The 21,545-nt window shown below is 71.0% G+C and carries 21 protein-coding genes and 1 tRNA gene; 13 read left to right on the top strand and 9 right to left on the bottom strand.

Features of this window, described 5'->3' with window-relative positions; all coding sequences use genetic code 11:
• Positions 1–121 precede the first annotated feature (121 nt).
• Positions 122–2,944: a penicillin acylase family protein gene (locus JW613_RS15495; RefSeq protein WP_209211394.1), complete on the top strand. Its 2,823-nt coding sequence runs from the start codon at positions 122–124 to the stop codon at positions 2,942–2,944.
• 130 nt (positions 2,945–3,074) lie between these two features.
• Here the strand turns inward: JW613_RS15495 and JW613_RS15490 are convergent, their stop codons facing one another.
• A complete protein-coding gene (locus JW613_RS15490) occupies positions 3,075–3,713 on the bottom strand; it encodes a 5-formyltetrahydrofolate cyclo-ligase (RefSeq protein ID WP_209211393.1) in 639 nt (212 codons plus the stop codon).
• 95 nt (positions 3,714–3,808) lie between these two features.
• On the opposite strand from JW613_RS15490, the gene galU reads away from it, so the two are divergent.
• The 7 genes from galU (at position 3,809) to JW613_RS15455 (ending at position 9,843) form a co-directional block, all read left to right on the top strand.
• Entirely contained in the window at positions 3,809–4,723 is a 915-nt protein-coding gene (gene galU, locus JW613_RS15485) for a UTP--glucose-1-phosphate uridylyltransferase GalU (RefSeq protein WP_372447947.1), read from the top strand.
• A 3-nt stretch (positions 4,724–4,726) separates the two neighbouring features.
• On the top strand, positions 4,727–6,067 hold the full coding sequence (glp, locus tag JW613_RS15480) for a molybdotransferase-like divisome protein Glp (RefSeq protein ID WP_209211391.1): 1,341 nt from the start codon (positions 4,727–4,729) through the stop codon (positions 6,065–6,067).
• Positions 6,068–6,157: 90 nt separating this feature from the next.
• Entirely contained in the window at positions 6,158–6,667 is a 510-nt protein-coding gene (gene moaC, locus JW613_RS15475; protein ID WP_209211390.1) for a cyclic pyranopterin monophosphate synthase MoaC, read from the top strand.
• Complete coding sequence (locus JW613_RS15470) at positions 6,664–7,416, top strand: MogA/MoaB family molybdenum cofactor biosynthesis protein (RefSeq protein WP_209211389.1); 753 nt, start codon at positions 6,664–6,666, stop codon at positions 7,414–7,416. Before moaC ends, JW613_RS15470 begins: the two co-directional genes overlap by 4 nt.
• Positions 7,413–8,042, top strand: a complete 630-nt coding sequence (locus JW613_RS15465) for a GNAT family N-acetyltransferase (protein ID WP_099881862.1) — start codon at positions 7,413–7,415, stop codon at positions 8,040–8,042. Before JW613_RS15470 ends, JW613_RS15465 begins: the two co-directional genes overlap by 4 nt.
• A 173-nt stretch (positions 8,043–8,215) precedes the next feature.
• A complete protein-coding gene (gene sepX, locus JW613_RS15460; RefSeq protein WP_209211388.1) occupies positions 8,216–9,694 on the top strand; it encodes a divisome protein SepX/GlpR in 1,479 nt (492 codons plus the stop codon).
• Positions 9,695–9,769: 75 nt separating this feature from the next.
• Positions 9,770–9,843 (top strand) — tRNA-Ala (locus JW613_RS15455).
• Between the two features lie 62 nt (positions 9,844–9,905).
• Here the strand turns inward: JW613_RS15455 and JW613_RS15450 are convergent.
• Positions 9,906–10,787 carry a class I SAM-dependent methyltransferase gene (locus tag JW613_RS15450; protein WP_209211387.1) on the bottom strand — a complete coding sequence of 294 codons (882 nt, stop codon included), beginning with the start codon at positions 10,785–10,787 and terminating at the stop codon, positions 9,906–9,908.
• The gene (locus JW613_RS15445; protein WP_209211386.1) at positions 10,784–11,797 is read right to left on the bottom strand and encodes an NAD(P)/FAD-dependent oxidoreductase; all 1,014 of its coding nucleotides are present in this window, start codon (positions 11,795–11,797) and stop codon (positions 10,784–10,786) included. Before JW613_RS15445 ends, JW613_RS15450 begins: the two co-directional genes overlap by 4 nt.
• A gap of 92 nt (positions 11,798–11,889) precedes the next feature.
• Between JW613_RS15445 and JW613_RS15440 the strand changes: the two genes are divergently transcribed.
• Complete coding sequence (locus JW613_RS15440) at positions 11,890–12,576, top strand: helix-turn-helix domain-containing protein (RefSeq protein ID WP_209211385.1); 687 nt, start codon at positions 11,890–11,892, stop codon at positions 12,574–12,576.
• 112 nt (positions 12,577–12,688) lie between these two features.
• On the opposite strand, the gene JW613_RS15435 is transcribed toward JW613_RS15440, so the two are convergent.
• Positions 12,689–13,531 (bottom strand): DUF2637 domain-containing protein, encoded by an 843-nt coding sequence (locus JW613_RS15435; protein WP_209211384.1) that lies wholly within the window; start codon positions 13,529–13,531, stop codon positions 12,689–12,691.
• Between the two features lie 568 nt (positions 13,532–14,099).
• Between JW613_RS15435 and JW613_RS15430 the strand changes: the two genes are divergently transcribed.
• Positions 14,100–15,284 (top strand): macrolide family glycosyltransferase, encoded by a 1,185-nt coding sequence (locus JW613_RS15430; RefSeq protein ID WP_209211383.1) that lies wholly within the window; start codon positions 14,100–14,102, stop codon positions 15,282–15,284.
• Positions 15,285–15,493: 209 nt separating this feature from the next.
• Here JW613_RS15430 and JW613_RS15425 read toward each other — a convergent pair whose 3' ends face one another.
• On the bottom strand, positions 15,494–16,435 hold the full coding sequence (locus JW613_RS15425; RefSeq protein WP_209211382.1) for a LysR family transcriptional regulator: 942 nt from the start codon (positions 16,433–16,435) through the stop codon (positions 15,494–15,496).
• A 125-nt stretch (positions 16,436–16,560) separates the two neighbouring features.
• Here JW613_RS15425 and JW613_RS15420 point away from each other — a divergent pair, with 125 nt between their 5' ends.
• Positions 16,561–17,199 carry a maleylpyruvate isomerase family mycothiol-dependent enzyme gene (locus JW613_RS15420; RefSeq protein ID WP_209211381.1) on the top strand — a complete coding sequence of 213 codons (639 nt, stop codon included), beginning with the start codon at positions 16,561–16,563 and terminating at the stop codon, positions 17,197–17,199.
• Positions 17,200–17,262: 63 nt separating this feature from the next.
• Entirely contained in the window at positions 17,263–18,222 is a 960-nt protein-coding gene (locus JW613_RS15415) for a putative RNA methyltransferase (protein WP_209211380.1), read from the top strand.
• A 275-nt stretch (positions 18,223–18,497) separates the two neighbouring features.
• Here JW613_RS15415 and JW613_RS15410 read toward each other — a convergent pair whose 3' ends face one another.
• On the bottom strand, positions 18,498–19,046 hold the full coding sequence (locus tag JW613_RS15410) for a hypothetical protein (protein WP_209211379.1): 549 nt from the start codon (positions 19,044–19,046) through the stop codon (positions 18,498–18,500).
• Between the two features lie 180 nt (positions 19,047–19,226).
• Positions 19,227–19,568: a helix-turn-helix domain-containing protein gene (locus JW613_RS36400; RefSeq protein WP_307865911.1), complete on the bottom strand. Its 342-nt coding sequence runs from the start codon at positions 19,566–19,568 to the stop codon at positions 19,227–19,229.
• A 310-nt stretch (positions 19,569–19,878) separates the two neighbouring features.
• On the opposite strand from JW613_RS36400, the gene JW613_RS15400 reads away from it, so the two are divergent.
• Complete coding sequence (locus JW613_RS15400) at positions 19,879–20,463, top strand: class I SAM-dependent methyltransferase (RefSeq protein ID WP_209211378.1); 585 nt, start codon at positions 19,879–19,881, stop codon at positions 20,461–20,463.
• Positions 20,464–20,480: 17 nt separating this feature from the next.
• Here the strand turns inward: JW613_RS15400 and JW613_RS15395 are convergent, their stop codons facing one another.
• Complete coding sequence (locus tag JW613_RS15395) at positions 20,481–20,801, bottom strand: DMT family transporter (RefSeq protein ID WP_280635172.1); 321 nt, start codon at positions 20,799–20,801, stop codon at positions 20,481–20,483.
• Between the two features lie 52 nt (positions 20,802–20,853).
• Positions 20,854–21,468, bottom strand: coding sequence for a DUF1269 domain-containing protein (locus JW613_RS15390; protein WP_209211377.1), 615 nt, complete (start codon positions 21,466–21,468; stop codon positions 20,854–20,856).
• Positions 21,469–21,545 lie beyond the last annotated feature (77 nt).

The raw sequence follows: 21,545 nt of genomic DNA, 5'->3' as shown, positions 1-21,545 counted from the left end.
GAATTCCCAGGGGGTGACTCGCTGTCCGGGCGCGTCGGGGGTCGGCCTATGGTTGCTCCGTACGGATCGAGCCCGTCCGGTCCCCTCAGTCAAGGTTCACCCTGCCCCTCGAAGGACAGCGATGCCCGCCAAGAAGACCTCGCGACGCGCCCGCCTCATCGTGATCGTCGTCGTGCTGCTGCTCGTGGGCGGCATCGGCGGCGGCACCTACTGGGGCGTCAGCACTGTCCGGGACTCCTTCCCGCAGACCACCGGGACGCTCAAGCTCAAGGGGCTGACCGCGCCGGTCAGCGTGAAGCGGGACAGCAGCGGCATTCCGCAGATCTACGCCGACAACTCCAAGGACCTCTTCCTCGCCCAGGGCTATGTGCAGGCGCAGGACCGCTTCTGGGAGATGGACGTGCGCCGCCACATGACCTCCGGGCGCCTGTCGGAGATGTTCGGCGACAGCCAGGTGAAGACCGACGCGTTCTTGCGCACCCTCGGCTGGCGCAGGGTGGCCGAGAAGGAGTACAAGCAACTCCCTGAAGAGACCAAGGGCTTCCTCAAGGCGTACTCCGCGGGTGTCAACGCCTATCTGAAGGACCACAAGGGCTCGGAGCTCTCCGTCGAGTACGCGGCACTCGACCTGGCGGGCGAGAACTACCAGCCCGCCGACTGGAGCCCCGTCGACTCGGTCGCCTGGCTCAAGGCGATGGCCTGGGACCTGCGCGGCAACCTGTCGGACGAGACCGACCGGGCGCTGATGACCAGCCGCCTGGACAAGGACCAGATCGAGGACCTGTATCCGGAGTACCCGTTCGACAGGAACAAGCCCATCGTCGACAAGGGCTCGGTCGACCCCGCCACCAAGAAGTTCGACCCGAAGGCCGAGGGCGGCGAGAACGGTTCGGCCGGCACCGGCACCGGCACCGGTACCGGACAATCGGGTACGGGCGGCGGTGAGCTGCCCGCTGCGGGCGCCGGAGCCGGCGGGACGACCCCTGACGCCTCCGGGACCGGGAACGGCGCTCAGGGAGCCGGTGAGGCGGCTCAGGGGGCCAGGACGCAACTGGGGGCCGTGGCCAAGAAGCTGGACAAGATCCCCGGGCTGCTCGGCCCGAACGGCAGCGGAATCGGATCCAACTCCTGGGTGGTGTCCGGGAAGTACACGACCACCGGCAAGCCGCTGCTGGCCAACGACCCGCACCTGGCGCCGCAACTGCCCTCCGTCTGGTACCAGATGGGCCTGCACTGCCGCTCGGTGGACAAGTCGTGCCCCTACGACGTCTCCGGCTTCACCTTCTCGGGCATGCCCGGCGTGGTCATCGGCCACAACCAGGACATCTCCTGGGGGATGACCAATCTCGGCGCCGATGTGACCGACCTCTACCTGGAGAAGGTCAGCGACGGGCACTACCTGTACGACGGCAAACAGGTGCCGTACCGCACCCGCGAGGAGACCATCAAGGTCGCCGGCGGCAAGGACCGCACCATCACCGTCCGCGAGACCAACAACGGGCCGATCATCTCCGACCGTGACAAGGAACTGCGCAAGGTCGGCGACCAGTCCCCGGTCGGAAACGCCGCACCGGACCGCGGTGACGGCTACGCGGTCTCCCTGAGGTGGACCGCGCTGGAGCCCTCCAAGACCATGGACGCGGTCTTCAAGCTCAACCGGGCCTCGAACTTCTCCGAGTTCCGGGCGGCGGCCCGCGAGTTCGCCGTCCCCTCGCAGAACCTGATCTACGCCGACACCAAGGGCAACATCGGCTACCAGGCACCCGGCCGTATCCCGGTGCGCGGCAAGGGCGACGGACGCTACCCGGCACCCGGCTGGGACCCCAGCTACCGCTGGAAGGGCTACATCCCCCAGCGCGCCCTTCCGTGGGAGTACAACCCGAAGCGCGGCTACATCGTGACCGCCAACCAGGCCGTCGTGGACCGTGAGAAGTACCCCTACCTGCTCACCGACGACTGGGGCTACGGAGCGCGCAGTCAGCGGATCAACGACCTCATCCAGTCGAAGATCAAGGACGGCGGGAAGGTCTCCATGGACGACATGGAGACGATGCAGATGGACAACAGCAGCGAGATCGCCAAGCTGCTGGTGCCCTACCTGCTGAAGATCGAGGTGGACGACAAGTACGTACGGAACGCGCAGAAGCTGCTGGAGGGCTGGGACTACACCCAGGACTCCGACTCGGCTCCGGCCGCCTACTTCAACGCCGTCTGGCGCAACCTGCTCAAGCTCGCCTTCGGCGACAAGCTCCCCAAGGAGCTGCGGGTCAAGGGCGACTGCCTGTACGTCGCGCCCTCCGACGACTCCGGCCCTGTCGACGATCTGAACGGCAACCAGCGACTGGTGCGCGAGTGCGGACAGCGCTCGCCCGACGACGCACAGCCCGACGGCGGTGACCGGTGGTTCGAGGTCGTACGCAAGCTGCTCAAGCAGCCCGACAGCGAGTGGTGGAAGACTCGCGACACCTCGACCCGCAAGGGCGACAAGAACCGCGACGACCTGCTGGCCCACGCCATGAAGGACGCGCGCTGGGAGCTCACCTCCAAGCTCGGCAAGGACATCAACACCTGGAGCTGGGGCAGGCTGCACCGGCTGATGCTCAAGAACCAGACCATCGGCACCGATGGGCCGGGCTTCATGCAGTGGCTCCTCAACCGCGGTCCCTGGGACCTGGGCGGCGGCGAGGCGGCCGTCAACGCCACCGGCTGGAACGCGGCGGGCGGATACGACGTGACCTGGGTGCCGTCCATGCGGATGGTCGTCGACCTGAGCGACATGGACAACTCCCGGTGGATCAACCTCACCGGCGCTTCCGGGCACGCCTACAACGCGCACTACACCGACCAGACCGACAAGTGGGCCAAGGGCGAGTTCCTCAAGTGGCCGTTCAGCGAGAAGGCGGTCGACAAGGCGACCGAGGACCAGATGGCCCTCACTCCCTGACGGCCCGGCGCTCAGCTGTTGCGCTCAGCCACTGGGCTGAGCCGATGCGCTGAGCCACTCGGCTCAGCGGCGCCTGGGCTCAGCCCGCGGGGGCAAGCGGCTGGGCTCGCCCCTGCGGGCAGTCCCGTGCTCAGCTTTTCGCCGGGCCTTCCGCCGGGCCCTCCGTGACCCCGAAGCGGTGTACTCCGCTCGGGGTCACGGCCGTGTCCACCCGGCGGTCGTGTTCCTCGCCCTCGATACGGTCGACCACTTCACCGTCGTACAGCAGCACCGCACAGGCCGGCTGTGCGCCCCGGGCCGCCAGCCGGGTGAGCACCCGGTCGTAGCAGCCGGCGCCCCGACCCAGCCGCAGTCCGCCGCGATCCACGGCCAGCCCCGGCAGCAGCACCGCGTCCGCCTGGGTGACCGCCTCCGGACCGAGTCGGGCCCCGGACGGCTCGCGCAGCCCACGCCCGGCCGCCACGAGCGCGTCAGGCCCCTCGTAGGCCGCCCAGTCGAGGTCGTTGTCCTCCCGCAGTACGGGCAGCAGTACCCGTACGCCCCGCCCGCGCAGCGCCTCCAGCAGCGGGCCGGTGCCCGGCTCGCTGCCCACCGACACATAACCGGCGACCGTGGCCGCACCGGCGAGCTCGGGCAGCTCCAGTACGTGACGAGCCAGTGCGTGTGCGGCTGCCTGGAGGTCGTCCGCAGTCAACGTTCTCCTCACCGACAGGACAGCGCGGCGCAACTCACGCTTACTACCGTCGCCGACGACCTTCGGTCCGCCCATGGAAAACCCAGCCCCTTCCGCGCCGTAAAACGCAACAAACCCAACAAACGCGATAAACGCCGTGGACGCTTATCTCCCACATCAAGTCAGCGGTTATGGTGCGGGACATGACTTCTCCCCGCGCACCGATCACCAAGGCAGTCATCCCCGCCGCCGGCCTGGGCACGCGCTTCCTGCCTGCGACAAAGGCCACACCCAAGGAGATGCTCCCGGTCGTCGACAAACCCGCGATCCAGTATGTGGTCGAGGAAGCGGTGACAGCCGGTCTTTCGGACGTCCTCATGGTCACCGGTCGCAACAAGCGCCCCCTGGAGGACCACTTCGACCGCAACTACGAGCTGGAGCAGGTGCTGCGGGACAAGGGTGACGACTCGAAGCTCGCCCGGGTGCAGGAATCCAGTGATCTGGCCACCATGCACTACGTCCGACAGGGCGACCCGCGCGGCCTGGGGCACGCCATTCTGTGCGCCGCACCGCACGTGGGGGACCAGCCCTTCGCCGTGCTGCTCGGCGACGACCTGATCGACCCGCGCGACCCACTGCTCTCGCGCATGATCGAGGTGCAGGAGGAGCGCGGCGGAAGCGTCATCGCACTGCTCGAGGTCGACCCCGGCAGCATCCACCTGTACGGCGCAGCAGCGGCCGGCCCCACCTCCGACAGCGACGTGGTGCGGGTCTCCGACCTGGTGGAGAAGCCCTCGGCCGAGGAAGCACCCAGCAATCTGGCCATCATCGGCCGGTATGTGCTCGACCCGGCGGTCTTCGAGGTCCTGCGCAAGACCGAGCCCGGCAGGGGCGGCGAAATCCAGCTCACCGACGCCCTCCAGGCCCTCTCCGCCGACGAGTCCCTGGGCGGCCCCGTGCACGGTGTCGTCTTCAGCGGCCGTCGCTACGACACCGGAGACCGGGCAGACTACCTGCGTGCCATTGTCAGGCTTGCGTGCGAACGTGAGGACCTGGGCCCGGAGTTCCGGGACTGGCTGCGCGGTTACGTCACCGAGGAGATGTAAGTTTTGAGCAAGACCTGGTCGGTCGATGAGCACCTGGAGGACATCCTCCGCAGCGTCCGCCCGCTGGACCCCATCGAGCTGAACCTGCTCGACGCGCAGGGCTGCATCCTGGTCGACGACGTCGTCGTCCCGACCGCGCTCCCGCCGTTCGACAACAGCTCCATGGACGGCTACGCCGTGCGCACGGCCGACGTCGACGGGGCCAGCGAGGAGTTCCCCGCGGTGCTCAGCGTCATCGGCGACATCGCGGCGGGCAGCCAGGGCCTGCCCACCGTGGCGTCCGGCGAGGCGGCCCGCATCATGACCGGCGCACCGCTGCCGCCCGGGGCGGAAGCCGTCGTACCGGTGGAGTGGACCGACGGCGGCACAGGCGGCGGTCCGGCGGACGCCATGCCCGCGCACAGTGACGCACCGGAGGGCGCCTCGGGCCAGGTACGTGTGCACCGCCCGGTCCTTCCCCGCCAGCACGTACGGGCCAAGGGCAGCGACGTGAAACCGGGCACTGTCGCACTCAAGGCGGGCACCGTCCTCGGCCCCGCACAGGTGGGACTGCTGGCAGCCATCGGACGCGGCGCTGTGACCGTCCGTCCGCGTCCCCGTGTGGTGGTCCTCTCCACCGGGAGCGAACTCGTCACACCAGGGGAACCGTTGGGGCCCGGACAGATCCACGACGCCAACAGCTTCGTACTGACCGCCGCGGCACGCGCGGCCGGAGCCATCCCCTACCGGGTCGGAGCCGTGGCCGACGACGCCGACACGCTGCGGGCCACCATCGAGGACCAGCTGATCCGTGCCGACCTGGTCATCACCAGCGGCGGGGTCAGCGTCGGCGCCTACGACGTCGTCAAGGAGGCGCTCTCCCGGGTGGAGGCCTTCCGGGGCGGCGAGGAGGACGACCGCGAGGACGCCGTCGGTGACGCGGTGGAGTTCCGCCGACTGGCGATGCAACCGGGCAAGCCCCAGGGCTTCGGTCTGATCGGTCCCGACCGCACGCCCATCCTCACCCTCCCGGGCAACCCGGTGAGCGCCTATGTCTCCTTCGAACTGTTCGTCCGCCCAGCACTGCGCACGCTGATGGGCCAGGAGTCCGTCCGGCGGCGGACAGTGCGCGCCCGTCTGGCCGTCGACTCCCCGCTGACCTCACCGGAAGGCAAACGGCAGTTCCTGCGGGGCGACTACACACCGCCCGGCGAGGAGGGCGAACTGGGCACCGTTCGGGCGGTCGGGGGAGCGGGCTCCCATCTGATCGCCGCTCTCGCACAGGCCAACGCCCTGATCGACGTCCCGGAGAAGACCGACCGGCTCGCCCCCGGCGAAGAAGTGACGGTCGTCCCGCTGGACTGAGTGACGGTCGTCCCCCTGGACTGATGCAGCAGGCCGCGCCCTTGCCGCTGCCGGTACCGTGTCTGGGCACAGCACAGGACCGGGAGAACCATGACCAGCCCCCAGCAGCACCTCACCCATGTCGACGCGTCCGGGGCCGCGCGGATGGTCGACGTGTCCGAGAAGGACGTCACCGCCAGGACGGCCCGCGCCACCGGGCGCGTGCTCGTCTCCCCGCAGGTCGTCGCACTGCTGAGGGGCGAGGGCGTGCCCAAGGGAGACGCACTGGCCACCGCCCGTATCGCGGGGATCATGGGCGCCAAGAAGACACCGGAACTCATCCCCCTGTGCCACCCCCTGGCCGTCTCCGGGGTCAAGGTCGACCTGTCGGTCGCCGACGACGCCGTCGAGATCGCGGCCCAGGTCAGGACCACCGACCGCACAGGCGTCGAGATGGAAGCGCTCACTGCGGTTACGGTCGCCGCTCTGACGGTCATCGACATGGTGAAGGCGGTCGACAAGTCGGCAGCCATCACGGACGTCAGGGTGGAGGAGAAGACCGGCGGCAAGTCCGGAGACTGGACCCGTCGGCAGCCGCTCACCGATGAGGAGGGCGCATGAGCGGTCCCGAGCAGCGGGCGGCCGAGCGGCACCCGCACACGCACAGCACCGACCCCGGCACCGGTGCCGGCCCCAGCGTCGGCACCCGGGCCGACGACGGCTCCGGCCGCCCCGCGCAGCCCTACCGTGCCCTCGCTGTGACGGCCTCCAACCGCGCCTCCGCGGGGGTCTACGCCGACAAGGGCGGGCCGCTCCTCGTGGAGGGCCTGAGGGCCATGGGATTCGCCGCCGAGGGGCCACGGGTGGTGCCGGACGGGGAGCCGGTCCGCGAGGTGCTCGAGGAGGCTGTGGAGGCGGGCTACGCCGTCGTTCTGACGACAGGCGGCACCGGCATCTCCCCGACCGACCGGACGCCCGAGGTGACCCGCGCCGTTCTGGACTACGAGATCCCCGGTATCCCCGAGGCGATCCGCGCCGAAGGGCTGGCGAAGGTCCCCACAGCGGCTCTCTCGCGCGGCGTCGCCGGCGTCGCGGGCCGCACCCTGGTCGTCAACCTGCCGGGCTCCACCGGTGGCGTCAAGGACGGGCTGGCCGTCCTCACCCGCCTGCTGCCGCACGCTGTCGACCAGGTGCACGGCGGTGACCATCCCGCCGAACCGGGCTCCGCAGGACATCAGGCAGGACACCAGTCAGCAGGACATCAGTCCGACAGCCGGCGCAACAGTCGGTCCGAGAGCCGGTCGGAGAGCCGGCCCGAGAGCCGTTCCGACGACGGGTCCGGCGGCCCAAGAGGGGGCGACCCCCGCTGAACGCCCCGTGGCCGGCCGAGCTGGCGGACGGTCCCACGGCCCTCCGCCCGATAAGACTGCGCGACCAGCGAGCCTGGCGTGAGGTCAACCAGCGCAACCGCGACTGGTTGCGCCCATGGGAGGCCACCATTCCGCCGGCGCCTCCCGGCCATCTGCCGCCGCGCCGCCCCACCTTCCGCCAGATGGTGCGGCATCTGCGGACCGAGGCGCAGGCCGGTCGGATGCTTCCCTTTGTCATCGAGTACGAGGGAAAACTCGCCGGACAACTGACCGTGGCGGGCATCACCTGGGGCTCCATGTGCTCCGGGCATATCGGCTACTGGATCGACCGCGCGGTAGCGGGACGGGGTGTGATGCCGACAGCGGTGGCACTCGCCGTGGACCACTGCTTCCGTTCCGTCGGACTGCACCGCGTCGAAGTCTGCATCCGACCGGAGAACCTCCCAAGCCGCCGTGTGGTGGAAAAGCTCGGCTTCCGGGAAGAAGGCACCCGCCCGCGCTATCTGCACATCGACGGCGCCTGGCGCGACCATCTGGTGTTCGCCCTGACGGCGGAGGAGGTTCCAGAGGGTCTGCTGGCCCGCTGGCACCGGTCGCAGCCCGGTCGCTCGACAGAAATAAAATAAACGTTCGAATTGTGGGGTTGTCGGGATAGCCAGCCCCTGCCCGGCCATTTATCGGCCATTTCCGCGTAGCCCGGACGAGCAGTCACAAAAAAAGTTCGAGGGATCAGCCAGATCGTGCGACACACCGGGCTATTTGGCAGATGGGCTCATGCGATCCCCTCTACCGTGTGAGGGTGAGCAGCAGTGGCCTCATCTACGCAGTCATCGTCGGGGCCTGGGCCGCCTACTTGGTGCCGATGTGGCTTCGCCGACAGGACGAGCTGAACGAAGCCCGTCCGACGGAACGCTTCAGCACCGCCATCCGGCTGCTGTCCGGCAAGGCCGGCATGGAGCGTCGTTACGCGAGAGAAGCGGAGCGACGCCGGGCACGCGAGGGGTGGGCAGCGGACGATCCGTACGAGCGGAAAGCCGCAGCAGAGCCGAGCGGTCCCGCCGCGTACGGCTTCGACGATGACGCGTACACGAGTGACCCGGACGCCGTCACCGAGCAGGCGGTGGACGTCCGGGCCTTTGCCGACCCCAAGACCATGGTCGGCGCGCCCGGTGCCGAAGCGCTGACCGAAGTGCACGCTCACCGAGTCTCTGCCGCGCACGAAAGTCCTGCTGCCGCAGAAGGCGGCCCTGACGCGGCGGAGCACGCCCGGCAGGCGCATCCCCGGCAGGCCCGTCCCGGGCAGGCGCACCACGGGCGAGACCCGCGCGCCGGAGAGGACCCCGTCCAGGCCGGCCCCGACGGCCCGCGCACGGGCGCGGTACGGGGGCAGGTGGCGGACGCGCGTGCTGCCGCACTGGAAGGCAGACGCGCCAAGCAGGCCAAGCGCGCCAAGCTGCTGGCGCGACGGCGGCGTACGACGATGCTGCTGTTCCTGGCCTTCACCGTCGGCACCGTCATCGCGGCAGTCCGCGGACTCGCCCTCCTGTGGGTGCCCGCCGTTCCCGCCGTCCTGCTGAGCACCTACATCGTCTACCTCCGCGCGCAGGAGCGGCGCCGTTTCGCGTTCACCATGGACCGGCGCCAGGCCGAGGCGGCAGCGCGCAGCCTGCACGCCCAGCGGCCGCGCGGCAGCGCCAAGAGCGCTTCCGGCCGCCGCCGGGCCGCGGCGCAGGAAACGGACACCGAACCAGGCCTCTCCGCCCGTCCGGCGCAGGGAGCCGGTCGCGAGGGGCGCCGCCCACGGGCGGCTGCCGCTCCGGACGGTGCGCAGCCCGAGCGGGAGCGCGAGCGCGGCAGTGCCCACGCTGACGCTTCCGGTGAGGACCGGATGGACGCCCGGCAGGAGGCCCGCGTCCAAGCGGAACAGCAGGAGGCGGCCGAACGGCGTGCCCTGGTCGAGCAGACCGACCACGCCGAATGGGTCGACCAGCAGCGTGCCCGGGACCGCGACTCCTCCGAGGGCGAAGGCTGGGATCCCGTACCGGTCCCGCTGCCCACCTATGTGAGCGCCCCGGTCGCCCCCCGCTCCACCCGGGGCGTCGACCTGGAGGCCCCGGACGCGTGGAGCTCGGCCCGCTCCAGCACCGCCCCCGTCGCCGAGCCCCACCCCGCCGAGCCCTCGGCCCCCGGCGACGAGGCCTCGCACCCCCGCCGCGACCGCACGCCCCTCTTCGACCAGTACGAGGACGAGCACCGCCCCCGCGCCGCCAACGAATGATCCTCCCCCTGTGACCAGCGCAGGAACGGATTTCCTCCCGCCCCGGCGAGGATGCTAAAGTTTCATCCGTCGCAAGGGCCTGTGGCGCAGTCCGGTAGCGCATCTCGTTCGCAACGAGAGGGTCAGGGGTTCAAATCCCCTCAGGTCCACCGCACGTCAGAGCCCCTGTCGGAGTCATCCGGCAGGGGCTCTTTCGTATGTCGGGGAACGGTCAGCGGTGGCAGGCGCGGGCGGTGTGGATCGTGGTGGCGGTGAGGAAGAAGGCGTCGGGGCGCCAGAGGATGCCGGTGCAGGCGTCGCCGTGCAACAGATGGTCGAGGGTGGTGAGGTCCTCCTCGGGCAGGTAGGGGGCCAGTTGGTGGCGCAGGCGGGTCAGTAGGTGGTGGAGGTGTTCCCGGGCCGGCAGGGCGAGGGGGGACGGGTGATCGGTGAGGAAGGTGCGGGTGCCGGTGGGGACGAGGCCGGCGTGGGAGAGCATGGCGGGCCAGTCCTCCACGGTTGACGTCGATCCGGGGAGGGCGGCGCGCATTGCTGCGAAGCTCTCCTCGGACGCCGCGTCCAGTCTCGCCTGCAGGCCCGGGCGGCCGATGCCGATGTCGCGGGGGAGGAAGCGCGGGGGCAGTCCGCGTTCGGCGACAGCCAGTATGCCGCCGGGGCGCAGACGGGTGGCCAGGGTGTCCAGGGCGGCCTGTTGGTCGCCGAGGTGGTGTACCGCGTGGCTCGTCCAGATCAGTTCGGCCGCTCCCAGGTCGGCCAGCTCTTCGGGCAGGTCGGCTCGGTGGGTGACGACTCTGCCGGCCGGGTTCTGGCGGTCCGCGCGGGCCCGGGTGCGTTCCAGGAGGCCGGGCGCCTGGTCGACGGCGACGACCTCCGCGCCGGGGAAGCGGTCGGCGAGCAGGCAGCTGATGACGCCCGGTCCACTGCCGATGTCGAGGACGCGGCCGACCGCGCTGTCGTCCGTGGCGTCGGTACGCAGCAGGTCGCGCAGCCAGGCTGTCGCCGATTCCAGGGCGGGCAGGTGGAGTTCGGCCTCGCGCTCCAGTGCCGCGCCGAGCGCTTCCCAGTCCACGTCCGTCGGGCGAGTCTGCGTCATACGGCGGCTCCCTGCGGGGCGGGCACGGCGAGAGCGTCCGCGCGGTGTGCTTCGAGGGCCCGGTCGATGTCTTCGTCCACCAGGTCGTGGGTGAGGGCGAAGGCCGCCGCGGCGCCCATGCCCGCGGCTGTCACCACTTGGGCGCGTGGGTCCACGACGTTGCCGACTGCCCAGACGCCGTACACGCTGGTGCGGCCCGAGCCGTCGGTGGTCACCAGTCCCCGTTCGTCCTTGGCGCAGCCCAGTTCCGTCAGGAGGGAGTCGTTCGGCACCATCCGGGGGAAGACGAACGCCGCGCTGCGCGGTACGACGCGGCCGTCGGTCAGCTCGACGCCTTCCAGCCGGTCGTCGGTCACCGCCAGGCGCTTGATCTCGCCCTCGACCGTGCGGACGCCGCGCGCGGTCAGCCGTTCGCGGTCCTGGTCGCTCAGTGGCCGGGTGTGCGGGAAGTGGACGACGTCGGCAGACCACTGGACGAGCAGCAGCGCCTGGTCGACCGAGTCGGGGTGGGTGCCCAGTACGCCGAGCGGCTGGTCGCGGACCTCGTAGCCGTGGCAGAACGGGCAGTGCAGCAGATCGCGTCCCCACCGTTCGCGGACGCCGGGGATGTCGGGCAACTGGTCGCGCAGTCCGGTGGCCACCACGATGCGGCGTGCCCTCAGTACTGCTCCGCCGGACAGATGGACGAAGAAGCCGGGGGCTACCCGGTCAACGTGGTTGTCGAAGATGTCGGCACCGTAGCCGGTGAGCTCCGCCCGGCCGGCCTCCAGCAGATCCGCGGGGGGCATGCCGTCTCGGGAGAGGAAACCCCGCATGTGTGCGGCGGGTGCGTTGCGGGGTCGGCCGCCGTCCACCACTGCCACCGTGCAGCGGGCCCGTGCCAGTACGAGGGCGGCGTTCAGACCGCCGGCGCCCGCGCCGATCACCACCGCGTCGTACACCTTCTCGACTGCCCCGGCCGCCTTGTTGCCGACTTCGTCGGCGCGCCGGGGGGACTTCGTGTCGCTCATCGCGATCACCTCCTGGACGCAGGCTGCGACCAGCCGCGGCAGAGCGGCAAACTTTGTTGCCGTTTCCGGGAAAAGCAGGGTGCAATGGGCGGGTGGCAGACTCCGACGCCCTCGCACAGGCTCTCGCCCAGGTCGGTCCGCGGCTCAAGCGGTTGCGCACCCGGCGGGGGCTCACCCTGGCCGCCCTCGCGCGGGCGACCGGTATCTCCAAGAGCACGCTGTCCAGGCTGGAGTCCGGCCGACGCCGCCCGAGCCTGGAACTGCTGCTGCCTCTCGCTCAGGCCCACCAGGTGCCGCTGGACGAACTGGTCGACGCTCCGGAGGTCGGTGATCCCCGGGTGCGGCTCAAGCCGCAGCGGGTCAACGGCAACACGGTGCTGCCGTTGACCAGCCAGCCGGGGCCGCAGCAGGCGTTCAAAATGGTGCTCCCGGCACAGCGGTCCGAGCCGGACCTGTGCACGCACGAGGGCCACGAGTGGCTGTATGTCCTCTCGGGGCGGCTGCGACTGCGGCTGGCCGCGCACGACCTGGTGCTGGGCCCGGGTGAGGTCGCCGAGTTCGACACCCGGCTGCCGCACTGGTTCGGCAGCACGGGCAGCGGCCCCGTGGAGATACTCAGCCTCTTCGGTCGTCAGGGGGAGCGCCTGCATGTCCGGGCGCAGCCCCGTCAGGCCCGTTCCGTCGAGGGAGCAGGCCGTCCCGCCGACCGGAGTGACCGGGCCGCCGACGGGAGTGACCGGGCCGTCGACGGGAGCGAGCGGGCCGTCGACGAGGGGTGACGAGTGTGCCGACCGCAGCGCTGGTCCGGTCGGCTGTCGGAGTCGTCCCCGGTGCTGAGCGGGGAGCGGTCAACCGGGTTGTCCATTTGTGGTCAACCCGGTTGACCGCCCCTCAGCCCGCGGACCGGTGGCGGTTGGTCCCACGGGGAGGGCGGGCGTGCCGGGAGGGGGCCGTGGGCACCGGAGGGAGGTCGAGCTGTCGGACGAGTTGGTGGAAGCAGAGCAGCGCCGTGATGGGCGGCAGGCCGGCCACCGCGATGCCGGCCGGAGTGGGGGGTGCGTCGGCGACGCACAGCAGTGAGGCGACGGCGGCGAAGAACAGTACGACGAGCCAGGAGTGCACGGTGCGGCGGCGGTAGGCGCGGGTCCGCAGGATGGAGAGCGTGGCGGCGACCCAGGGTGCGTAGATCAGCAGCGGCCAGGCGTGCGCGACGCTCGGGGGCGCCGACTCCTGAGCGAGGTCGTAGAGCGACGGGTAGGACGCCTTGGCGCCCAGGAAACTGACCAGCACCACGATCATGGCAGTGAGCGTGACGGAAAAGGCGCTGAGGATCCGTCGCCAGCTCAGCTGCGCCCCGCGCTGCTGCTTCACCCGCTCCAAGGGACGTTCCTTGCGGTGTCTGGCCCGGGTGAGCGCGGCCGGGGAGTCGGCGAACCCCTGCTGTTCGACCGTGTCGAGGAAGTGGGCGAGTTCGGCGTCCAGGTCCGGGTGCTCGGCGTGCTCGGGGCGCTCGCCGTGCTCGGAGTGCGGCGAGCCGAAGCGGGTCAGTCCGAGAGTGCCGGTATCGGTCGGATCGGTGAGGCCCAGACGCGCCGCGGTTTCGTTCCTGACCGGCGAGGCGCCGTACGCGTGAGCTGAGTGCAGGTCCGGTTCGGCGGCTCTTCTCGGCCCGGGAAAGCCGGTGTCCGGATCAGGGGGTGCATAGGGCGCGTACGAGTGCGACGTCTCGGTCAAGACTGAACTCTCTTTTCTGCGGGCAGGTTCAGACGACTGTGTCGAGACTGGTCCCGCACGCGCACGCTTCCGGTGGTGACCGATGGCGCGCAGCCCTGTGTCGTCCGCGATGACCAGCGCCAGGGGCGGATGCCGGGGATGACCGTCTCGGGTACAACCCCGTCAACGACTACTCCAGCCAGCGGAAACCCCTGTGGGCAGTACTCAGACTTATGAGCATGCGCTTTTCACGACGTATGTAACTCCTGCGTGAGACAGCGGGATGTCGGTATTGTGGGCGGCATGTACTTTCACCAGATCTACGGCTGACACGCGCGGGGCGGCGCCCCGTCCCCCTCTCGCACCGGTGCGCATGCGCACACCGGTCTGCTCAGCGTGTCCATTTCCCGCCGCGGATTCTCGTCGCGGCGCGAAACCGTAGATCTGAAACGAGTGATCACTCATGTCTCGTACATCCCGCGCATCCCGTGCGTCCCGCACATCCGGTGAATTCCGTATTTCCCCGACGGCCCGTTCGTCCGACGCCATTCCGGGGGCCCGGCCCGCTGACCGCCGCGCCCATATCGCGATGATCGGCATTCCCGCGGTCAGCCATGTGCTGCCCAGCCTGGAGATCATCCGGCAACTCGTCGCCCGGGGGCACCGGGTGACCTACGCCAACGACCCGGCGGCGGTCGAACAGACCGCCGCGCACCTCGCCTCCACGGGCGCCGAGCCGGTGCCCTACACCTCCTCGCTGCCCGTCGCGGACAACAACTGGCCCAGCGATCCGATCGCCGCCATGGAGCTCTTCCTGGACGACGCGATAGCCGTGCTTCCTCAGCTGCGGGCCGCCTACGACCAGGACCGGCCGGACCTGTACCTGTACGACATCGGATCGCTGGCGGCCCGGGCACTGGCCGAGGAGCAGGACCGGCCCGTTGTGCAGCTCTCGCCCACGTTCGTGGCCTGGGACGGCTACCGGGAGGAGGTCGGGGCGCAGCTGTGGGGGCTGCCGGGCGCGGACGCCCTCCGCGCCAAGTGCGCCTCCTGGCTGGCCGATTGCGGAGCGACCACGAAGGATGTCGACACCTATCTGAGCCTGCCGGAGCGGGCACTGGCCCTGATCCCGCGCGCGATGCAGCCCAACGCCGAGCGGGTGGACACCGACCGCGTCACCTTCGTCGGCCCCTGCTTCGGCGTGCCCTCCGCCGAGGGGCCGTCGGCCCGTGGCACATGGCGGCGTCCCGACGGCGCCGAGCGGGTGCTGCTGGTGTCACTGGGGTCCGCCTACACCAGACAGCCCGAGTTCTACCGGCACTGTCTGGCGGCCTTCGGCGGGCTGCCGGGCTGGCATGTGGTGCTGCAGATCGGCAAGTACACCGACCCGGCAGAGCTGGGAGAGATCCCGGAGAACGTGGAAGTGCACTCCTGGGTGCCGCAGCTGGCGATCCTGGAGCAGGCCGACGCGTTCGTCACGCACGCGGGGATGGGCGGCAGCGCCGAAGGGCTGCGCACCGCGACGCCGATGATCGCTGTGCCGCAGGGGGCCGAGCAGTTCCAGAACGCCGACCGGCTGGTCGGTCTGGGCGTCGCTCACCGGATCGACACCGAGGAGGCGACCCCGGAGCGGCTGCGTGCGGCGCTGTCCGCACTCACCAGTGACCCGGAGGTCGCCCGGCGGTGCGCCGAGTTGAGCGCCGAAGCGCGCGCCGAGGGGGGTACGCGGCGCGCTGTGGAGCTCATCGAGCAGTACGGCGGGTTCGACGACTGACCGACCCCGCCGACAGCCGCCCTGCGGCCCGCCGGAGGTCCACTGAAGGCCGCTGGAAAGCCGACCGGAAGGCCGTCAGGAAGACCGCCGCGAAGGCTGACGGGCAGTGCGCCGGGGGCGGGGACGGTCTCCCCGCCCCCGCCCTGGCCACGCGGTGGCGTCGTCGAGCTCGTCGATGCACTCGCCGACGTCGGTGGTGAGGAAGTACGTCATGCGCTCCATTCACCCAGGGCGTGGCCGCGGTCGCCCGTTCTGGGCGCCTCCAGGGCGGTGCGCAGCCGGGGCAGCAGGGCGCGGGCGGCGGGGGCTGCCGGGCCGCCGGTGCGCCAGGTGAGGGCGATCCGGGCCCGCGGCTGAGGCGTCAGACGCAGCGTCCGCAGCCCCAGTGAGGCGGCCACCTGTGGCGGCATGTCCGGTACGACGGCGACGCCCAGCCCGCGCGCCGCCAGCCGGGCGAGGAGAGGCGGAGCGGCGGCCTCGAAGGCCACCCGGGGCCGGAACCCGGCCTCGGCGCAGGCACGCTCGAGGACGCCGCGCAGGCCGGTGCCGCTGGGCAGGCTGATCAGGGCGCGGTCCCGCAGGGCGGTGACGCCTACAGGTCCCGCCCCGTGCGCCAGCAGTGGGTCGCCCGGTGCGACAGCCGCGACGACCGGCTCGTCCACCACGATCTCGGCCGCGGTGCCCTCGGGCGGATGCTCGTCCGCGAGCCCCAGTACGCCGATGTCGAGCTCGCCCCGGCGCAGGGCCTGGAGCATGCGCTCGGAGGTGTCCTCGGTGAGGGCGATCTCGACACGCGGGTGCTCACGATGGAAGTCGGCCAGCACGGAGGCGATGTCGAACTGACCGGTCGCGCCGGAGACAAGGCCGACCGCCACATGGCCGCGCAACAGACCGGTGAACGCGTCCGCTGCGTGGCGGACGTTCTCGACGGCCTCCAGGGCGGCCCTGGCGTACGGCAGTACGGCCTCACCGACCTCGGTGGGCGTCACCGAACGCCCCGTGCGATCCAGGAGAGGGTGGCCCAGTTCCCGTTCGAGCCGGCGGATGCGGGCGCTGATGCCGGGCTGGGCAAGGTGGAGGCGTTCGGCGGCCCTGGTGAAGCCGGCCTCCTCCACCACGGCGACGAAGAACTCCAGCTGCCGCAGATCCATGCCCGGCAGCCTAGTCGGCTCCATAACTGCTGCTTCTGGTTGCCAGAACCACCTGGTCTTGGACTTATGCGCCGCCCCGACGCCACCCTGGGAAGATCACCGCAGATGCTGCACGGGGAGCGGCCATGGACATCAAGCAGGCGATCGCTGCCGAACGCACGGAGCTCGCGGAGCTGTTGGAGCACCTGCCGGAAGCCGACTGGCAGGCGCCTTCCTTGTGCGCGGGGTGGCGGGTACGGGAAGTCGCGGCCCACATGTCGTCCGGGTTCCGCTCCTCCCGCTCCCAGGTGCTGCGCGAACTGCTGCGGGCACGCGGCAATCTGCACCGGATGACCGACCACTGTGCGCGCCGGGACGCGGCGGCCCTGAGTACGACCGAGATCGCGGCTGCACTCCGGGACAACGCCCACCACCCATGGAAGCCCCCGGTGGGCGGCCTGCCGGCGGCGCTGGGGCATGACGTGGTGCACGGCCTGGACATCACCGTCGCGCTGGGCCACGAGCGGCGCGTACCCGAGGAGCGGGTCCGCGTCCTGCTGGACGGCATCACACCCAGGAGCGCGAAATTCTTCGGTGCCGACCTCGGTGGAGTCACCCTTCGGGCCGACGACCTCGACTGGTCGTACGGCGCCGGGGCGCCCGTGTCGGGAGCGGCGCAGGACCTGCTGCTGGTCGCGTTCGGGCGCAGGTTGCCGCCTGGTCGGCTGGGGGGCGAGGCGGCGGAGCGCTTCACCGCGCGCCTGTCCCGGCCGGCCGCTCCGTAGGGCGGGGGCGGGTCGGTCCGACGGTAGCCTGGAAGCCCCGCCGTCCGAGGAAGCCGCCGCACCATGTCCGAACCCCCCACCGCACGCCACGAGCCCGTACGCCGCGAGTCGGCGGACCGCGAGTCGGCGGGCCGTGCGCCGGCGGGCCGCGGGCCGTGGGCGGCGTTGACGCGGCTGGTGCGGTGTCCCGTCTGCGGGGACGGCCTTGAGGTGGTGGAACGATCACTGCGCTGCCCGCAGCGGCACACCTTCGACATGGCGCGACAGGGCTACGTCAGCCTGCTCTCGGGCGCCAAGCCCACCGTGAACGCCGACAGCGCGGCGATGGTGCAGGCCCGGACGGCGTTCCTGGAGGCCGGACACTATGCGCCGCTGACCCGGGCGCTGGCCCGGATCACGGCCTCGCTGGGACTGCCCGGGGGCGGCGAGGACGGCACCGTGCTGGACGCCGGTGCGGGCACCGGCCACTACCTCGCCGCTGTTCTTGAGGCGTTGCCGGGGGCTGTGGGGCTGGCGCTGGACGCGTCGCCGTACGCGCTGCGCCGCGCCGCCCGGGCACACCCGCGGGCGGGCGCGGCCAGCTGGGACGTATGGCGGCCGTTTCCGGTACGGGACAGCTGTGTGGACGTTGTGCTGAACGTCTTCGCGCCGCGCAACAGTGCGGAGTTCCACCGGGTACTGAAGCCCGACGGAGTGCTGCTGGTGGTCACCCCGACCGAACGGCATCTGCACGAGCTGCGTGACCGGTTGGGGCTGCTGGAGGTCGACCCGGACAAGGAGGAGCGCCTGGAGCGCACACTGTCCGGCCACTTCGTGAGGGAGCGGACCGAGGCACTGGAGTACACCGTCGAGCTGCCCCCGCAGGATGTGGAGAACCTCGCTGCCATGGGACCGGCCGCGCGGCACATCGACCCCGAGGAACTGCGGGAGCGGGTTGCCGCGCTGGGCGGGCCGGTGGATGTGACGGCGTCCTTCGGCGTCTCGGTCCACCGGGCGGATTCCTCACCCAGCGTTCAGGCCTGAACCAGGCTGCAGCAGGCTCGAACGGCCGTCGGTCCGTCGTCGATCCGCCGTCGGGCCACCGCCGGGCAGCGATCTGGCCGAGCTCACGGCCGAGGCGTTCGAGGCCGCGGTGGCGGCGAGTGCCGGCTGGCCGAGGCCATCCCTGGCGCCACCCTGGTGGAGATCCCGGGCGGCGCCCACGTCCTCGGTGAGCAGCACCGCAAGCTGTGGCTCGCTCAGGTGCGGGAGTTGCGACCGTCGCAACAGCTGCAACAGCTGCAAGAAACGCCGGAGGTTCAGCAGCCGCCGCAGTTGTAGTACGTGACGTCCCAGTGGTTGCTCTCGCGGTAGTAGATGTTGCCGGAGGCGGACTTCCACTTGGAGCCGCCGATGGAGGTGAACGTCCCGGTGATGTAGTTGGTCAGACAGCTGGAGAGGGACATGTCGAGTTTGTAGCCGTTCCAGTGGCTGTAGGTTCCGGAGGCGTGCCCCGTCTCCGTTCCGCCGGTCAGCCGGACGGCACAGCCGGATGCCCTCTTGAGCGTGATGGCGCCGTCAGCGGTGGCCGAGCGCAGCCCGTCGAACGAGGTGCAGGTGGGGTTGTTGCGGTCCGAGCAGCCGCCGGAGGACGTCCAGGTGATGCCCGCGGCCCGGAACTTGGCCGTCGCCTGCGCGTGCGTGAGCTTCGCGAGGAGCTGAGGGCTCCCGGCGGCCTGTGAGGGGCTCTGGGAGGTGGCGGCAGGGGCCATCTGGGCGGCCTGGGCGCTCGTCGTTCCGGAGAGCGTCAGGGCGGCGGCGGCCAGGGTACCGAGGAGTCCGGTCACAGCACGGCGAGTGAGTCTCATGGGTCCTACCTTCCCGAGTGGGGTGGGGCGGGTGGGGGGTGCACGACTCGCGGATCGGGGTCCGGGCGGCGGTCGGGCGTCAACGTAGCGGGGTGGCGGGGACGTGTAAACAACGTGCAGGAGTGGTACGGCCATTGGCGGCGCGGGACCCGCCCTCGGCCCTTCCGTACGCCCCGGCCGTCAGCGGAAGAACTGCCCCGGAGAAGGCCCTACCGTGCGGCGGAACGCGGGCATGAACGCGCTCGAAGAGGCGTGGCCCACCCGGTGCGTGACGGACTCGACCGAACGGCCCTGGGCCGGCAGCGGCATCGCCTCCTGCACCCGGAGCCGCTCCCGCCAGCGGCCGAAACCGTGACCGGTCTCGGCCACGAACAGCCGCGCCGGCGTGCGGGCGCCGGCACCCGCGGACCGACTCCAGTCGGCGAGCGGGCGGGAGTCGGTGAGATCGGCGAGGAGCGACTCGGCCACCGTGCGGGCCCGCGGATCGGTCGGCCAGGTCAGCCCGATGTCCCGCGCGGGCACCGGCCGAGCGGATCGAAGAGCACGCCCTTGGCACGCTCCCGGGCCGGAAGCATCAGAGGGCGGCAGCAGCCAGGTGCCGCCCGGTGCGCGTACCGACAGCAGACCGCAGGCGTACCAAGCCGACTGGTGCGCCGGATGGCGGTGCTCCCCGAACCATGAGTCCCGTGGGAGCGGGAAGCTGCGCACGACCAGCCTGCTGTCCGGGCGGGGAGTCGCATCCGGGCAGCGGGTCAGGAAGCTGTCCGTATGGCGGCATCAGTTGGCAGCTAGGGCGTAGTGGACTTCCGGCAGGGCCGTTTAGCTTCCCCGTATGCCGATGAACAGAGCGCACCGCAGACTGTGCAGTTCCGAGAAGTGGGCCACCGGTGTGCGGGAGCACCTGTTGCCGTGGGCGCTGGAGGACGTCGAACTGGGTGAGGACATCGTCGAGATCGGCCCCGGGTACGGAGCCAATCTGCGGGTCCTGATCGAGAGCGTGCCCCGGGTGACCGCCGTCGAGATCGACGGCAAGACGGCCGAGCTGCTGCGCGACAAGTGGGGGGATCGCGCGCGCATCCTGCACGCGGACGGTGCTCGGATGCCACTGCCGGACACGGCGTTCTCCGCGGTGGTGTGCTTCACGATGCTGCACCACGTACCCACCGACACCCTGCAGGACCACATCTTCGCCGAGGCGTACCGCGTGCTGCGACCGGGTGGGACGTTCGCCGGCGCCGACAGCCAGCCCAACTTCCGCTTCCGGCTGCTGCACATCGGGGACACCATGAACACCCTCGACCCCGACACACTGCCCGCCCGGCTGTCCAGCGCGGGGTTCACCGACATCGCCGTCGACCGCCATCCGGAGAGCGGCGGACTGCGCTTCCGTGCCCGGCGCCCGGTGCGGGAGGCGTAAGGCAGTGCGACCACGCATCAGTGCAGCAGTTTCAGCCCCACCACCCCGCCGACGATCAGCAGCAGGCACAGCAGCCGGGCCACGGTGACCGCATCCCCCAACACGGCCATCCCGTAGAGCGCCGTACCGACCGCGCCGATCCCCACCCACACCGCGTACGCCGTGCCCAACGGAATCTGCGACACGGCGTACGACAGGCCCGCCATGCTGGCCGCGAGAGCGACCAGGAAGAGCAACGTGGGCCACAGCCGGTGGAAGTTCTTCGACGCCTCCAGAGCGGTCGCCCACAGCGTCTCCAGACACCCGGAGACGATCAGTACGCCCCACGCCAGCCCCATACGGTGCTCCCTCGCCGCCGATACCGTCCGTGTCGGTGCGGCGACGTACCCACTACCGCCGCCACCAGTGCTCCTCCCGTCCGCTCGCCCGCTCCCGCTCGCCCTCGCCGTGCGGCCCGACCTCGTGCCCCGCTGTCGGGGGGCCGGTGGGGGCGTCCGACGGGTTGGGCGCCGGCTGCGGGGTGGACAGGATGTCCTCCAGCTCCTGACGCACCGTGGCGGCCAGATAGCGGCTGACGCCCGGCCCCAGCGCCCGGTCCGCCGGATCGGTGGAGGTCTCCTTGACATCGGCGACGACGACCGTGCTGCCGGGCGGGATCTCCGCGGTCAGCTCCTCCAGCCCCTCGTTCGTCTCGATCACCCGGCGGGCGTCATGGCTGCCGCCGATCAGCCCGCCGGCGCCGAAACCGAGCAGCGCCCCCGCCGGGCCGCCCACCAGACCGAGCAACGCGCCGACGAGCCCGCCCACGGCGAGGCCGGTGGCGCTGTCGGTGTGGTCCACCTCACCGGCGACCTCGGCCTTCCCGTCCGCGTCCCGGCCGATCACACGCGCCTCACGCAGTTCCAGCGCGCCCTGGCGATGCGCCTGCTCCAGCTCGTCCAGTGCGTGCAGGGCCGCCCTGGTGCCCCGCTCGGTGAAGTCGGCGAACAAGATGTTTTCCGTCATACGCCCACCATCGGCGCTCCGGCGGCGTCCGGCATCCGCAGCCGTTCGGGGGTGCGACTGGCACGGCCGGGGTGCTC

The organism is Streptomyces smyrnaeus, from assembly GCF_017676345.1.
Lineage (GTDB): Bacteria > Actinomycetota > Actinomycetes > Streptomycetales > Streptomycetaceae > Streptomyces > Streptomyces smyrnaeus.
This window is presented reverse-complemented; position numbering and strand designations above follow the sequence as displayed.